This is a genomic window from Kitasatospora sp. NPDC088391 (assembly GCF_044753345.1).
Taxonomy (GTDB): Bacteria; Actinomycetota; Actinomycetes; order Streptomycetales; family Streptomycetaceae; genus Kitasatospora.
This window is the reverse complement of the sequence record NZ_JBIVNB010000003.1, coordinates 210,211-225,000: the sequence shown is the minus strand read 5'-3', so window position 1 is coordinate 225,000 and position 14,790 is coordinate 210,211. Positions and strand designations below refer to the sequence as shown.

The window sequence follows — 14,790 nt, the reverse complement described above, 5'->3', positions numbered from 1 at the left end:
GGGCGTGCGCGGCGGGTGTCAGTTCAGTGGCAGCCGGGCGACCAGCAGGCGGCCGTCCATGGTCACGCCGCCGTCCATGGCGATGGCCAGCTCGTCGGCGTAGATGTAGGGGCCGGGGACGTGCGGCGGGGCGCCGTCCTCGGGCTGGTCGCCGGTGAGGTACGGGATCGGGCTGTGGCCGTGTACCACCCGGTAGCCGCCGTAGACGCCGAGCAGCTCCTGCGCGGACATGGTGCCGGCCTGGCCGCGGAAGGCGAACCGCTTGGTGAACTTGCGGAAGGCGTCCCACCACTCGTCGATGCCCTCGTCGGCGAGCAGGGCGTGCACGGCGTCGTTGACGTCGGCGACGGTCTCGCCGTACTCGAGGTACGCGGTGGTGTCGGAGTGCAGCAGCAGGTGGCCGTCCTCCAGGGCCATCGCGGGCAGCCGGGACAGCCAGCTGACGTGGTGCGGCTGCAGGCGCTCCAGGTCGTGCTGCTGGCCGCCGTTGAGCCGCCAGGCGGCCAGGAAGGAGGCGGTCCCGGCGGTGGACTGGACGGCCTCGTCGCCGTAGCGGGCGGCGCCGAGGAAGAGCAGTTCGTGGTTGCCCATCAGGGCGCGGCAGTAGCCGCCGGCCGCGGCGGCCTCGGCGGCGAGCTGCATGACCAGGTCGATGACGCCGATGCCGTCGGGGCCGCGGTCGGTGAAGTCGCCGAGGAACCAGACCCGGGAGCGGCCGGCCGACCAGTGGCCCTCGGTGTCGATCAGGCCCTGCTGGTGGAGGGCGGCGAGCAGCTCGTCGAGGTAGCCGTGCACGTCGCCGATGACGAACAGCGGCCCGGGGCCCTCGCCGGGCTCGGGCTGCGGGTAGGGGAAGTGCACCTCGACCGGCGGGGCGTCCAGCGGCGGGCCGAGCTCGATGGTCGGCGGGTCCTCCGAGGAGGCCGCGGTGGGCGCGTAGTGGCCGGGGACGGGGGCCGCGTCGCCGAACTGGCCGCTGGGGGCCCAGTGCTGTTCGAGGTAGCGGGCGCCGCCGTAGGTGCTGTGGGTCTCCTCGTACGGGGCGCCGGCGGGTTCGGCCGGCTCGAACCAGGAGCCCTGCGGGAGCACGTCGAGGTCCTGACGGGGGCCGTGGCCCGAGTACGGCTGCTCGGGATCGCGGAAGAGGTCCTCGGGTGTCATTCGCCCATCATAGGAAGCGCACTCTCCCGGCGTCCTCACCTGGTCGGTATCCGATGTCGCCGACCCCGCCGCGGGGCCGCCCCGCCGCCCGGTCTGCCCCGGTCTGGGCTGGTCCAGACCATTGGGCGGGAGCGCGGGCGGCGGGGTCACACCTCGCCGGGCGGGCGGGGCGGACTGACCGTGGTGCGCGGGCTGCGGCGCTGCGAGGAGGCCCGGACGATCAGCTCGGTCGGCATCAGGGTGCCGGGCGGCGGGCCGTGCCCGGCGGTCCGGTAGCGGGGCGGGAACAGCCGGCCGGGGGCGGCGCCGGAGCCGGCGTCGACTCCTTCGATCGCGTCGATCAGCAGGTTGACCACGGTGGTGCCGATCCGGCGGGGCTTCAGCGACAGGGTGGTGATCGGCGGTTCGGTGTTGGCGTAGACGTCGGACTCGCTGCAGCAGACCAGCAGCAGGTCGTCCGGGACGCGCAGGCCGTAGCGGCGGGCGGCGGCCAGCAGGTCGGTGCCGTTCGGGTCGAACAGGCCGTAGACCGCGTCCGGGCGGTCCGGGCGGGCCAGCAGCCGGTCGGCGGCGACCGCGCCGGCCGCCGGGTCGTGCGCCGGGTAGGTCTCGTACACCGGCTCCTGGCCGACCCGGTCGCACCAGGCCAGGTACGCCTCGGTGGAGAGCCGGGTGTAGGTGTCGGTGGAGGTGCCGGTGAGCAGGCCGATCCGGCGGGCGCCGGCCTCGCTGAGGTGCTCCAGGATGCCGAGCACGGCGGCCTCGTGGTCGTTGTCGACCCAGGCGGTGACCGGGCAGTTGCCGGGCTTCCCGTCGGAGACCACCGGCACCCCGGACCGGTACAGCTCGGTGACCAGCGGGTCCTGGTCGGGCGGGTCGATCACCACCGTGCCGTCCAGCGCGATGTTGCTCCACACGTCGTGCCGGGAGGACGCGGGCAGCACCACCAGGGCGTAGCCGCGGCCCAGCGCGGCGCTGGTGGCGGCCCGCGCCATCTCCGCGAAGTAGGCGAACTCGGTGAAGGTGAACGGCTCCTCGCCGTACGTGGTGACGGTCAGGCCGATCAGGCCGGACCGCCCGGTGCGCAAGGTCCGGGCGGCGGCGGAGGGCCGGTACCCGAGCCGCTCGGCGACCTCGCGGACCCGGCTGCGGGTCTCGTCGGGGAGTCGGCCCTTGCCGTTCAGGGCGTCCGAGACCGTGGTGATGGACACGCCGGCGGCGGCCGCGACGTCCCGGATACCGGCCCGCTCCAGGCGCCGTGATGCGGTGGTCCGGCGACCGTTCTGATTGGCTGCTGCTGTCATGGCGGACCGATCGTATGGCTCATGACGGCGTTCCGTGACCGGTTCGCTACAGGACGAAGAAGATACGTTTCTCCATGAACAGGTTTGGGACGTTCCCTTCGATAGCTGCGGTTTTCCGGCTCGGATACCTCTGACATGTGCCAAAGGAACCCGGCAGAATGGCTGATCTGCACCCGTAACCCGGACGAGCATCTCACCCTCACGGGTGAGGGCGGTCGGTATCGTTCACGGCACCCGACCGGGGACGGAACGGCGCCACCGCCGAGGAAGAAGAAACGGAGACCCCCGTGGTTCAGCGTGAGCACGGTCCCCGGCTGCGGCCGAACCTGGACGACATCCCCAGCTACAAGCCCGGCAAGCCGGCCGGCGCCGACGCCTTCAAGCTGTCCTCCAACGAGAACCCCTACCCGCCGCTGCCGGGAGTCCTGGAGGCCGCCCTCGCCGCCGCCGGGAGCTTCAACCGCTACCCCGACATGGCCGTCGGCGGCCTGACCGCCGAGCTGGCCGCCCGTTTCGGCGTCCCCGCCGAGCACATCGCCACCGGCACCGGCTCGGTCGGCGTCGCCCAGTCCCTGGTGCTCTCCACCGCGGGCGAGGGCGACGAGGTGATCTTCGCCTGGCGCTCCTTCGAGGCGTACCCGATCATCACCCGGATCGCGGGCGCCACCCCCGTGCCCGTCCCGCTGACCGCCGACGAGGCCCACGACCTCGACGCGATGCTCGCCGCGGTCACCGACCGGACCCGGCTGATCTTCGTCTGCAACCCCAACAACCCGACCGGTGCCGCGATCCACCGCGAGGAGCTGGTCCGCTTCCTGGACGCCGTCCCCGCGCACGTCCTGGTCGTGCTGGACGAGGCCTACCGCGAGTTCATCCGCGACGAGGAGGTCCCGGACGGCATCGAGCTGTACCGCGACCGCCCCAACGTCTGCGTGCTGCGCACCTTCTCCAAGGCGTACGGCCTGGCGGGCCTGCGGGTCGGCTTCGCGGTCGCCCACCAGCAGGTCGCCGACGCGCTGCGCAAGACCGCCGTCCCGTTCGGCGTCAGCCAGCTCGCCCAGGACGCCGCGGTCGCCTCGCTGCGCGCCGAGGAGGCGCTGCTGGAGCGGGTCGAGTCGCTGGTCGGCGAGCGCGCCCGGGTGAGCGCCGCGCTGCGCGCCCAGGGCTGGACGGTCGTCGACTCGCAGGCCAACTTCGTCTGGCTGCGGCTCGGCGAGCGCACTGCGGACTTCGCCGCCGCCGCGGCCGAGGCCGGCGTGGTGGTCCGCCCGTTCCCCGGCGAGGGCGTCCGGGTGTCGATCGGCGAGGTCGCGGGCAACGACCTGTTCCTGGCCGCCGCGGAGGCGTTCCGCAAGGAGCTCTGAACCGACCCGCCGCAGTCCGGCCGCAGACCCGCCGCAGACCGGCCGCAGTCCGGCCTTCGGTCGTCCGGAGGGTGACCGTCCGTCAGCTGATCGAACGTCAGTCCAGGGGGTGCGCGCGGAGGTTGCGCACCCCCTCGGCGTGGAAGGACCCCTGCGGCCGCGACCGCACCGCAGGGAGACTCCGGATGAGCCCGCACGACACCGACCCGATCCCCACCACCTGGTACAACATCCTCCCGGACCTGCCCGCGCCGGTCCCGCCGATGCTGCACCCGGGCACCAAGGAGCCGGTCACCGCCGAGGACCTCGCCCCGCTGTTCCCCGCCGAGCTGGTCGCCCAGGAGCTCGGCGGCCCGCGCGAGGTGGACGTCCCCGGCGCCGTCCTCGACCTGTACCGCCGCTTCCGCCCCGCCCCGCTGGTGCGCGCCGAGCGGCTGGAGCGGGCGCTCGGCACCCCCGCCCGGATCTACTACAAGTACGAGGGCGGCAACCCGACCGGCTCGCACAAGCTCAACACCGCGCTGGCCCAGGCGTACTACAACAAGCGGGCCGGGGTGACCCGGCTGGTCACCGAGACCGGCGCCGGGCAGTGGGGCAGCGCCCTCGGCCTGGCCTGCTCCTTCCTGGAGCTGGACTGCGAGGTCTTCATGGTCCGGGTCTCCTACGACCAGAAGCCCTACCGGCGGGCCCTGATGGAGACCTACGGGGCGGCCGTGCACGCCTCCCCCTCGCAGCTCACCGAGGCCGGCCGGGCCGCGCTGCTCGCCGACCCGGCCGCCCCCGGCAGCCTGGGCCTGGCGATCTCCGAGGCCGTCGAGTCGGTGGCCCGCTCCGGCGGCGCCGCCAAGTACGCGCTCGGCTCGGTGCTGAACCACGTGCTGCTGCACCAGACCGTGATCGGGCAGGAGGCGCTGGCCCAGTTCGCCCGGATCGACGACTACCCGGACGTGGTGATCGGCGCGGCCGGCGGCGGCTCCAACTTCGGCGGCCTCGCCTTCCCGTTCCTGGGCGAGCAGTTGGCGGGCCGCCGGGCGGTCCGGGCGGTCGCGGTGGAGCCCGCGTCCTGCCCCTCGCTGACCGCGGGCCGCTACGACTACGACTTCGGCGACAGCGCCGGCACCACCCCGCTGATGAAGATGCACACCCTCGGGCACGGCTTCACCCCGCCCGCGATCCACGCCGGCGGCCTGCGCTACCACGGCATGTCACCGATCGTCAGCCACCTCAAGGAGCTCGGGCTGATCGAGGCGGTGGCGGTCCCGCAGACCGCCTGCTTCGAGGCGGGCGTGGCCTTCGCCCGGGCCGAGGGCATCGTGCCCGCCCCCGAGTCCACCCACGCGGTGCGGGCCGCCGTCGACGAGGCGCTGGCCTGCCGGGAGTCCGGCGAGTCGAAGGCGATCGTGTTCGCGCTCTCCGGGCACGGCCACTTCGACATGCAGGCGTACCTCGACCACTTCGCCGGGCGGCTCACCGACTGAGCCGGGCGCCCGGGCGCCCGGGTGAAGCACTGACCGGACTTCGCTGGGAGGTTCCTGGGAGACGGGTCAAGAGCTGGTCGTCCGCCGGTGCGGCACGGCCCCCGCAGCGGGCGGCCTGTCCGGATTCGTCCGGATCGAGGGTCCCAGCCCGCTCCCAGGCTCCGCACAGGACGGCGCAAGAGCCTCCGGCGATGCTTCTGCGCCATGAAGGTGCTTCCGCGACGGCGTGGGGCCGTCCTCGTCAACTCCGCGCTCGGCGTGGCCCTGCTGGGCGGGGCCGCGCTGGCGTACACCACCGTGGACAGCGGCACCGGCCGGGCCGCCACCGCGACCAAGGTCCGGACCGCGACCGTGGCCAAGGGCACGGTCCAGGCCACGGTGTCCGGATCGGGCACGCTGTTCTCGCCCTCCGACGCCGGGCAGGACTTCACCACCGGCGGCCGGCTGACGGCGGTGAAGGTCGCGGTCGGCGACGCGGTGAAGAAGGGCCAGGTGCTCGCCACCGTCGACACCGCCGCCGCGCAGCAGCAGGTCGACCAGGCGCAGGCCGCGCTGAACACCGCGGAGGCCAACCTGACCAAGGCCGAGGCCGGCGAGACGGTCACCACCACCGTCCCCGGCACCGGCGCGGGCTCCGCGGGCGGCTCCTCCGGCCGCAGCGGCGGCTCCGGCGGGACGGCCGCCGCCACCCCGCAGCCGACCACCACGACCACGGTGAAGATCGACCAGGCGCAGATCGCCTCCGCCCAGCAGCAGGTCGACAACGCCGGGGCCACCCTCTCCAACGCCAAGGACGCGCTGGCCGGGACGACGCTGACCGCGAGCACCGACGGCACCGTCGCCTCGATCTCCGGCAAAGTCGGCGAGAACGTCTCCGGCGGCGGCAGCACCGGCTCCGCCGGAACCGGCGGCACCTCCTCCTCGTCGGGCGCCAAGTCATCGACCGGCGGCGGCAGTTCGAGCACCACCCCGACCGGGTTCATCGTGCTGACCAACCCGTCCGGGATGGAGGTCACCGCGAACTTCTCCGAACTGGACTCGCTCAAGCTGAAGAAGGGCCAGGCGGCCACCGTCACCCTCAACGCGCAGTCCGACACCAAGCTGCAGGCCACCGTCCTGTCGGTCTCCTCGCTGCCCTCCAGCTCCACCAACGGCGCGGTGCAGTACGGCGCGGTGCTGCAGATCGGCTCCGACACCTCGGCGCTGCGCACCGGCCTGAGCGCCACCATCTCGGTCACCACCGGCTCGGTCGAGAACGCCCTCTCGGTGCCCGCCGCGGCGCTCCAGGGCACCGGCGCCAGCCGCACCGCCACCGTGGTGCACGACGACGGCAGCACCGAGCGGGTGCAGGTCGCCGTCGGCATCGAGGGCGACACCACCGTGCAGGTCACCGACGGCCTGACCGAGGGCGAGAAGGTCGAGCTGACCGCCACCACCGCGGGCACCGGCAACGGCTTCCCGTCCGGCCAGTTCCCTGGCCTGAACGGCGGCGGCCTCGGCGGCGGCACGGGCGGCTTCGGCGGCGGCAACGGCGGGGGCGGCACCCGCAACGGCGGCGGCGGGGGCAACCGCTGATGAGCACCGCCAAGCCCCCGGTGATCCAGATCCGCCGGCTCACCAAGTCCTACGGCCACGGCGACGCCGTGGTGCACGCCCTGCACGGCCCGTCCGGGCCCGACGGCGAACCGCTCGGCGTCGACCTGGACATCGCCGAGGGCGACTACGTCGCCGTGATGGGCTCCTCCGGCTCCGGCAAGTCGACGCTGATGAACATCCTCGGCTGCCTGGACGTGCCCACCGGCGGCCGCTACCTGCTGGACGGCACCGACGTCGGCCACCTCGACGAGGGGCAGCTGGCGCTGGTCCGCAACCGCAAGATCGGCTTCGTCTTTCAGTCCTTCAACCTGGTGCCGCGCACCACCGCGCTGGCCCAGGTCGAGCTGCCGCTCGCCTACGCGGGCGTCCGGGCCGCCGAGCGGCGCCGCCGGGCGCTGGCCGCGCTGGGCCTGGTCGGCCTGGCCGACCGGGCCGGGCACAAGCCCAACCAGCTCTCCGGCGGCCAGCAGCAGCGCGTCGCGGTGGCCCGGGCGCTGGTCACCGCGCCCGCGATGCTGCTCGCCGACGAGCCCACCGGCAACCTCGACAGCCGCTCCACCGCCGAGGTGCTGGACATCATCGACGGCCTCAACGCGCTCGGCCGCACCGTGGTGGTGATCACCCACGAGGACGAGGTGGCGCTGCACGCGAAGCGGGTGATCCGGCTGGTCGACGGCGCGATCGTGTCCGACGTCCGGCAGGCCCCGGTCGACGGGCCGCCGCCCGCCCGGGCCGCCGCGGTCGCGGGGGTGGTCGCGTGATCGCCTGGCAGATGCTCCGCTTCGCGGTCGGCGGCCTGGCCGCCAACAAGGTCCGCTCCGCGCTGACCATGCTCGGCGTGCTGATCGGCGTGGCCTCGGTGATCCTGCTGCTCGCGGTCGGCAACGGCTCCTCGGTGGCGGTCAAGGAGTCGATCACCTCGCTCGGCACCAACTCGCTGACCGTCTCCTCGTCCGCCTCGCGCGGCTCGGCGACCGCCGCCAAGAAGCTCACCGTGGACGACGCCAAGGCGCTCGCCTCGGCCACCGACACCCCGGCGATCAAGTCGGTCGCGCCGGTGGTCACCACCACCGGCACCGCGCTGTACGGGAACATCTCGTACCAGCCCGGCCAGATCGTCGGCACCTATCCGGCGTACTTCGAGACCGCGAACCAGAAGGTCGACAAGGGCGACTACTTCTCCGCCGACGACGTGCTCAACTCCCGCAAGGTGGCGGTGCTCGGCTCCACCACCGCCAAGGAGCTGTTCGCCGCCGAGGACCCGATCGGGAAGAAGATCACCGTCGGCGGCACCCCGTTCACCGTGGTCGGCGTGCTGAAGGCCAAGGGCTCCACCGGCTTCAACGACCCCGACGACGTGGTGGTCGCGCCGCTGCCCACCGTGCAGAACGCGTTCACCGGCTTCGGCTCGGTCAACCAGATCCTGGTGCAGGCCGCCTCCGCGGAGACCACCACCGAGGCGCAGGCCGACATCACCCGCATCCTGATGGGCACCCACGCGATCAAGGACGCGAGCAAGGCGGACTTCCGGATCAGCAACCAGACCTCGCTGCTGACCGCCCGCGAGTCCACCACCAAGACCTTCACCGTCCTGCTCGGCGCGGTCGCCGCGATCTCGCTGCTGGTCGGCGGCATCGGCATCACCAACATCATGCTGGTGACCGTCACCGAGCGGACCAGGGAGATCGGCATCCGCAAGGCGCTCGGCGCGCCCCGCGCGGTCATCCTCGGCCAGTTCCTCGCCGAGTCCACCCTGCTGTCGGTGATCGGCGCCGGCCTCGGCGTGCTCGCCGGGATCGTCGGCTCGCACTTCCAGGTGGTCGGCATCAGACCGGTGGTGATCCCCGAGTCGGTGCTCGGCGCGTTCGCCATCGCCGTCGCCATCGGCCTGTTCTTCGGCAGCTACCCCGCCAACCGGGCCGCCCGGCTGCGGCCCATCGACGCCCTCCGGCACGAGTAGAAGGAGACCCCCGTGTCCGACGACAAGGACCTGCTGGCCACCGCGCCGGACGCCCGCGACATCACCGCCGAGCTGGCCGCGCCGCCGCGCCGCAAGCTCCCCTGGCCGACCCTGGCGCTGGCCGGCTGCGTCATCGCGGTGCTCTCCTTCGCGGGCGGCGTCTGGTACCAGAAGGGCGACACCCCTGCCGCCGGGAGCGGCACCCGGGCCGGCGCCCAGAACGGCCAGTTCCCCGGCGGCTACGGCCAGAACGGCGGCCGCCGCGGCACCGGCCAGGGCGGCTACGGCCAGAACGGCGGCGGTCAGGGCGGCGGCCAGAACGGCGGCCAGGCCCCCGGCGGCGCGGCGGGCGGCTTCACCCGCGGCACCGTCAAGTCGGTGGACGGCGACACCGTCTACCTGACCGGCCCCAACGGCGAGACCATCAAGATCACCACCGGCGACTCCACCAAGGTCACCACCACCAAGGAGGGCAAGGTCGGCGACCTGCAGCCCGGCCAGACCGTGACCGTGCTGGGCAGCAAGGGCGCCGACGGCTCCTACGCCGCCACCCAGCTCACCGAGGGCGGCGCGGGCGGTTTCGGCAGCCGCGGCGGCGGCAACGGCGGGGCCGCGCCGGGGACCGGAGCAGGTACCGGTTCGGGCACGACCGGATGACTAATCCAATCTTCATTCACTTTGCGTAGCCTGCCCGGGCTAGGGTCTGTCTGACGGTGTTCGGTCGGATTCGGCCCGGCAGCGCGCCGTCGGACAGGCCCCGTGATGTCCGGGGCGGCCCATTCGTCCGGCCGGGAGGCGGAGCAATCGTGTCGAGCGCAGTGCAGTCCAACCCGGACCGGACGCCCCCGGCGGGCGGCGAGCCCTTCCTGCTGGTGGTGGACGACGAACCCAACATCCGCGAGCTGCTCTCCGCCAGCCTGCGGTTCTCCGGCTTCCGGGTGGCCTCCGCCGCCACCGGCCAGGAGGCGCTGGAGGCGGTCGCCGCCGAGCGCCCCGACCTGGTGGTGCTCGACGTGATGCTGCCGGACCTGGACGGCTTCACCGTCGTCCAGCGGCTGCGCGACCGGACCCAGTGGGCGCAGAGCCCCGAGCACGTCCCGGTGCTCTTCCTGACCGCCAAGGACGGCACCGGCGACAAGGTGCAGGGCCTGGCGGTCGGCGCCGACGACTACGTCACCAAGCCGTTCAGCCTGGAGGAGCTGATCGCCCGGATCCGGGCGATCCTGCGCCGCGCGGGCGGCCCCGCCGACGACGGCCGCCTGGTGGTGGCCGACCTCACCCTCGACCCGACCGCGCACGAGGTCACCCGCGGCGGCGTCCCGGTCTCGCTCTCCCCCACCGAGTTCAAGCTGCTGCACTACCTGATGGCCAACGTCGGCCGGGTGGTCTCCAAGGCGCAGATCCTCGACCACGTGTGGGCCTACGACTTCGGCGGCGACCTCTCCATCGTCGAGTCCTACATCTCCTACCTGCGCCGCAAGCTGGACTCCGGCCCGGGCCACGGCCCCAAGCTGATCCACACCGTCCGCGGCATCGGCTACGCGCTGCGCCGCCCGCCGAACGGCTGACATGGCCCTCCGCCCGCCCCGCCGCCTCCGCCTGCCCCGCGGCCTCCGCCTGCCCCGCCGCCCGCTGGCCCGCTTCTCGCTCCGGGTGCGGCTGCTGGTGCTGGCCCTGCTGCTGGTCACCACCGGCCTGGTGGTGAGCGACACCCTGGTGCTGGGCACCGTCCGCGGGCAGCTGCTGGACCGCGTCGACCAGCAGCTGGAGCGGTTCGCGGAGCCGCTGTCGCGGCGGCCCCCGACCAAGCAGACCCCGGTCTCGGTGTTCAGCCCGCAGACCGTCAGCAAGCGGGCCGGGCAGACCCTGCCCAGCGAGTACGTGGTGCGCTACCTCGGGGCGGACGGCACGGTGCTGTCGGTGATCCGGCAGCCGGTGGCGGACTCCGACCCGACCCCGCAGCTGCCCACCCCGACCAGGGCCGGGCTGGCCGCGGGGGAGAGCGAGCCCGTCACCGTGAAGGTCACCCGCGGCAGCCACTGGCGCTCCCTGGTGCTGCCGCTGCAGCGCTCCTCGGGCAGCGACTTCGCCTCGCCCCGGTACGTGCAGGTCGCCGTGCCGCTGGACGAGGTGGAGTCGACCATCGCGCACCTGCGCACCACCTTCTTCACCATCGGCTGCGCGGTGCTGGTCGGCCTGGCCGGCCTCGGCGCGGTCGCGGTCCGGGCCGGGCTGCGGCCGCTGCGCCAGCTGGAGGCGGGCGCGCAGCGGATCGCCGACGGCGACCTGTCGCACCGGATGCCGGAGCTGCCGGCCCGGACCGAGGCGGGCCGGCTGTCGGCGGCGCTGAACGGGATGCTGGCGCAGATCGAGAAGGCGTTCGCGGACCGGGCCGCCTCCGAGCGCCGGATGCGCCGCTTCGTCGCCGACGCCTCGCACGAGCTGCGCACCCCGCTGGCGGGCATCCGCGGCTTCGCCGAGCTGCACCGGATGGGCGCGCTGGAGGACGTGGACCGGGCGATGGACCGGATCGAGTCGGAGGCGGTCCGGATGGGCGGCCTGGTGGAGGACCTGCTGACGCTGGCCCGGCTGGACGAGGAGCGCCCGCTCGACCTGGCCCCGATGGACCTGCGCACGCTGGCGGCGGACGCCCTGCACGACCTGACCGCGCTGGACCCGGGCCGCCCGGTGGCGCTGACCGGCCCGAACGGGGTGGGCGCCCCGCAGCCGGCCCCGGTGCTGGGCGACGAGGCCCGGCTGCGGCAGGTGGTGACCAACCTGGTGGGCAACGCGGTCAAGCACACCCCGCCGGGCACGGCGGTGCGGATCGGCGTGGGCCGGGCCGGCGGCGGCTGCCTGCTGGAGGTCGCGGACCGCGGGCCCGGCCTGACCGAGGAGCAGGCGGCGCTGGTGTTCGAGCGCTTCTACCGGGCGGACGCCTCGCGCAGCCGCCGGCCGGGCGAGGGCGGGGGAGCGGGCCTGGGCCTGGCGATCGCCACCGCCCTGGTGTCGGCGCACGGCGGCGAGCTGACCCTGCGGACCTCGCCGGGCGAGGGCGCGGCGTTCCGGGTGTCGCTGCCGCGCCAGTACTGACGGCCGGTCAGCCGGGCCGCTGTCAAGCGCCGTTCGGTACACCGGCCGGGCCCGGCCGCTGCTTGTGAGGGCCCGGCCGGGCGTCGGATCATCTGCTTGTCCGAAAACACCCACCCCCGTGCATCCGCGCTGATAAGCATCATGGATACTGAGCTTGTGAACGTGTTCACGTTCACAAGCGGGCAAGCTTGGCATGCTTCGGCGCGTTCGCGTGCTATGTGTGCATTTGTCCGGTATGCAGCACACCCTGTGAGAGAGGGCGCAGTGGATCTAGCAGTCGCTCACGAGACCATCTCCCGATGGCAGTTCGGCATCACCACCGTCTACCACTTCCTCTTCGTCCCGCTCACCATCAGCCTGGCCTCGATCGTGGCCGGCCTGCAGACCGCATGGGTGCGCACGGGCAAGGAGAAGTACTTCCACGCCACCAAGTTCTGGGGCAAGCTCTTCCTGATCAACATCGCCATGGGCGTGGTCACCGGCATCGTCCAGGAGTTCCAGTTCGGCATGAACTGGTCCGACTACTCCCGCTTCGTCGGCGACGTGTTCGGCGCCCCGCTGGCGATGGAGGCGCTGATCGCCTTCTTCTTCGAGTCCACCTTCATCGGCCTGTGGATCTTCGGCTGGGACAGGCTGCCGAAGAAGATCCACCTGGCCTGCATCTGGCTGGTGGCGATCGGCACCGCGCTCTCCGCGTACTTCATCCTGGCCGCCAACTCCTGGATGCAGCACCCCGTCGGTTACAAGATCGACCCGGCCACCGGGAAGGCCCAGCTCACCGACATCGTCGCGGTGCTGACCCAGAACACCACCGTGGTGCAGGTCTTCCACACCCTCACCGCGGCCTTCCTCACCGGCGCCGCCTTCGTGGTCGGCATCGCCAGCTTCCACCTCTGGCGGGCCAAGCGCGGCAAGCAGCCCGACGGCCGGAAGACCGCCGCGATGCGCACCTCGCTCCGGGTCGGCCTGACCATCGCCGTGGTGGCCGGCCTCGGCACCGCGATCAGCGGCGACACCCTCGGCAAGGTGATGTTCGAGCAGCAGCCGATGAAGATGGCCGCCGCCGAGGCGCTCTGGGACACCCAGGCCCCCGCCCCGTTCTCGGTGTTCGCGATCGGCGACGTCACCCAGGGCCACAACTCGGTCGAGCTGGAGATCCCCGGGATACTGTCCTTCCTCGCCCACAACGACTTCTCCTCCTCGGTCCCCGGCATCAACGACACCGCCGCCGCCGAGGCCGCGAAGTACGGCGGGCGGCCCACCGACTACATCCCCAACATCTTCGTCACCTACTGGGGCTTCCGGCTGATGATCGGCTTCGGCATGACGTCCTTCGTCGCCGCGCTGATCGGCCTGTGGACCACCCGCCGGAAGTTCTGGCTCGCCCCCGAGCACCGCACCGGCGAGGACGAGCCGCCGAAGCTGATGCTCACCAGGAACCGCGAGATGAACGTCTTCTTCACCCGCTGGAGCTGGCGGATCGGCATCCTCACCATGGGCTTCCCGCTGGTCGCCAACAGCTTCGGCTGGATCTTCACCGAGATGGGCCGCCAGCCCTGGGTGGTGTTCGGCCTGATGCGCACCCGCGACGCCGTCTCCCCCAACGTCACCGTCGGCACCCAGGTGTTCGGCCTGGCCACCCTCACCCTGCTCTACGCGATCCTCGCCGTCATCGAGGTCCGGCTGCTCGCCAAGTACGCCGCGGCCGGCCCCGACACCGACGAGCGGCCCCCCGCCAAGGACCCGACGCTGCGCGGCCCCTCCTCCGACGAGGACGCCGACCAGCCCCTCGCCTTCGCGTACTGAGGACGGATCACATGCAGCTGCACGACTTCTGGTTCATCCTGATCGCCGTCCTGTGGATCGGCTACTTCTTCCTGGAGGGATTCGACTTCGGCATCGGGGTCCTCACCCGCACCCTGGCCCGGAACACCGCCGAGCGCCGGGTCCTGATCAACACCATCGGCCCGGTCTGGGACGGCAACGAGGTCTGGCTGCTCACCGCGGGCGGCGCCACCTTCGCGGCCTTCCCCGACTGGTACGCCACCCTGTTCAGCGGCTTCTTCGTCCCGCTGCTGCTCATCCTGGTCTGCCTGATCGTCCGCGGCGTCTCCTTCGAGTACCGGCACCAGCGCAGCGGCGAACGCTGGCAGCGCAACTGGGAACTGGCCATCTTCTGGACCTCGCTGCTGCCCGCCTTCCTGTGGGGCGTCGCCTTCGCCAACATCGTGCACGGCGTCGACATCGACCGGGACAAGAACTACGTCGGCACCCTCTGGGACCTGCTCAACCCCTACGCCCTGCTCGGCGGACTCACCACCCTGGTGCTGTTCACCTTCCACGGCGCGGTCTTCGCCGCGCTGAAGACCGACGGCGAGATCCGGCTCCGGGCCCGCGCCCAGGCCACCGCGCTCGGCCTGGCCACCGCCGTGCTCGCCCTGGTCTTCCTGGTCTGGACGCAGGCCCACTCCGGCAACGGCTGGAGCCTCGCCGCCCTGGTCGTCGCCGTGCTCGCGCTGCTCGCCGCGCTGGCCGCCACCCGGCTGGTCCGGGAGGGCTGGGCGTTCGCCTTCAGCGGCCTGACCATCGTCGCCGCCGTCGGGATGCTGTTCCTCTCGCTGTTCCCCGACGTGATGCCCTCCACCCTCGACCCGGCCTGGTCGCTGACCGTCGCCAACTCCTCCTCCTCGCCCTACACCCTCAAGGTGATGACGGTGGTCGCGGTGGTCTTCACCCCGCTCGTGCTGCTCTACCAGAGCTGGACGTACTGGGTGTTCCGCCGCCGGATCGGCGTCCAGCACATCCCCGCCGCCCACTGAACCCCCCTCCCGCAG

Annotated in this window: 12 protein-coding genes; 10 read left to right on the top strand and 2 right to left on the bottom strand. The window is 72.7% G+C overall.

Annotated elements, in window-relative coordinates; translation table 11 throughout:
* Nucleotides 1–18: 18 nt before the first annotated feature.
* Nucleotides 19–1,161: a metallophosphoesterase gene (locus ACIQBJ_RS09710; protein WP_400706412.1), complete on the bottom strand. Its 1,143-nt coding sequence runs from the start codon at nucleotides 1,159–1,161 to the stop codon at nucleotides 19–21.
* Between the two features lie 146 nt (nucleotides 1,162–1,307).
* On the bottom strand, nucleotides 1,308–2,465 hold the full coding sequence (locus ACIQBJ_RS09705; protein ID WP_400706409.1) for a LacI family DNA-binding transcriptional regulator: 1,158 nt from the start codon (nucleotides 2,463–2,465) through the stop codon (nucleotides 1,308–1,310).
* A gap of 287 nt (nucleotides 2,466–2,752) precedes the next feature.
* On the opposite strand from ACIQBJ_RS09705, the gene hisC reads away from it, so the two are divergent.
* The 10 genes from hisC to cydB all read left to right on the top strand — a co-directional run bounded on the left by hisC (nucleotide 2,753) and on the right by cydB (nucleotide 14,775).
* Complete coding sequence (hisC, locus tag ACIQBJ_RS09700; RefSeq protein WP_400706406.1) at nucleotides 2,753–3,829, top strand: histidinol-phosphate transaminase; 1,077 nt, start codon at nucleotides 2,753–2,755, stop codon at nucleotides 3,827–3,829.
* Between the two features lie 185 nt (nucleotides 3,830–4,014).
* A complete protein-coding gene (locus ACIQBJ_RS09695) occupies nucleotides 4,015–5,307 on the top strand; it encodes a TrpB-like pyridoxal phosphate-dependent enzyme (protein WP_400706403.1) in 1,293 nt (430 codons plus the stop codon).
* A gap of 204 nt (nucleotides 5,308–5,511) precedes the next feature.
* A complete protein-coding gene (locus tag ACIQBJ_RS09690) occupies nucleotides 5,512–6,882 on the top strand; it encodes an efflux RND transporter periplasmic adaptor subunit (RefSeq protein ID WP_400706400.1) in 1,371 nt (456 codons plus the stop codon).
* Nucleotides 6,882–7,664 carry an ABC transporter ATP-binding protein gene (locus ACIQBJ_RS09685; protein WP_400706397.1) on the top strand — a complete coding sequence of 261 codons (783 nt, stop codon included), beginning with the start codon at nucleotides 6,882–6,884 and terminating at the stop codon, nucleotides 7,662–7,664. Before ACIQBJ_RS09690 ends, ACIQBJ_RS09685 begins: the two co-directional genes overlap by 1 nt.
* On the top strand, nucleotides 7,661–8,863 hold the full coding sequence (locus ACIQBJ_RS09680) for an ABC transporter permease (protein WP_400706394.1): 1,203 nt from the start codon (nucleotides 7,661–7,663) through the stop codon (nucleotides 8,861–8,863). The genes ACIQBJ_RS09685 and ACIQBJ_RS09680 overlap by 4 nt, the downstream gene beginning before the upstream one ends.
* A gap of 12 nt (nucleotides 8,864–8,875) precedes the next feature.
* Nucleotides 8,876–9,520: a hypothetical protein gene (locus tag ACIQBJ_RS09675; protein ID WP_400706391.1), complete on the top strand. Its 645-nt coding sequence runs from the start codon at nucleotides 8,876–8,878 to the stop codon at nucleotides 9,518–9,520.
* A gap of 149 nt (nucleotides 9,521–9,669) precedes the next feature.
* Entirely contained in the window at nucleotides 9,670–10,431 is a 762-nt protein-coding gene (locus tag ACIQBJ_RS09670; protein ID WP_400706388.1) for a response regulator transcription factor, read from the top strand.
* A 1-nt stretch (nucleotide 10,432) separates the two neighbouring features.
* The gene (locus ACIQBJ_RS09665; protein ID WP_400706385.1) at nucleotides 10,433–11,956 is read left to right on the top strand and encodes a sensor histidine kinase; all 1,524 of its coding nucleotides are present in this window, start codon (nucleotides 10,433–10,435) and stop codon (nucleotides 11,954–11,956) included.
* A gap of 264 nt (nucleotides 11,957–12,220) precedes the next feature.
* Complete coding sequence (locus ACIQBJ_RS09660) at nucleotides 12,221–13,762, top strand: cytochrome ubiquinol oxidase subunit I (protein WP_400706382.1); 1,542 nt, start codon at nucleotides 12,221–12,223, stop codon at nucleotides 13,760–13,762.
* A gap of 11 nt (nucleotides 13,763–13,773) precedes the next feature.
* Entirely contained in the window at nucleotides 13,774–14,775 is a 1,002-nt protein-coding gene (gene cydB, locus ACIQBJ_RS09655; protein ID WP_400706379.1) for a cytochrome d ubiquinol oxidase subunit II, read from the top strand.
* Nucleotides 14,776–14,790 lie beyond the last annotated feature (15 nt).

Excerpts from the sequence above, each read along its gene's own strand:
- ACIQBJ_RS09685 (WP_400706397.1), top strand. The coding sequence starts at position 6,882 with ATGAGCACCGCCAAGCCCCCGGTGATCCAGATCCGCCGGCTCACCAAG.
- ACIQBJ_RS09710 (WP_400706412.1), bottom strand. The coding sequence starts at position 1,161 with ATGACACCCGAGGACCTCTTCCGCGATCCCGAGCAGCCGTACTCGGGC.
- ACIQBJ_RS09705 (WP_400706409.1), bottom strand. The coding sequence starts at position 2,465 with ATGACAGCAGCAGCCAATCAGAACGGTCGCCGGACCACCGCATCACGG.
- cydB (WP_400706379.1), top strand. The coding sequence starts at position 13,774 with ATGCAGCTGCACGACTTCTGGTTCATCCTGATCGCCGTCCTGTGGATC.
- ACIQBJ_RS09690 (WP_400706400.1), top strand. The coding sequence starts at position 5,512 with ATGAAGGTGCTTCCGCGACGGCGTGGGGCCGTCCTCGTCAACTCCGCG.
- ACIQBJ_RS09695 (WP_400706403.1), top strand. The coding sequence starts at position 4,015 with ATGAGCCCGCACGACACCGACCCGATCCCCACCACCTGGTACAACATC.
- ACIQBJ_RS09665 (WP_400706385.1), top strand. The coding sequence starts at position 10,433 with ATGGCCCTCCGCCCGCCCCGCCGCCTCCGCCTGCCCCGCGGCCTCCGC.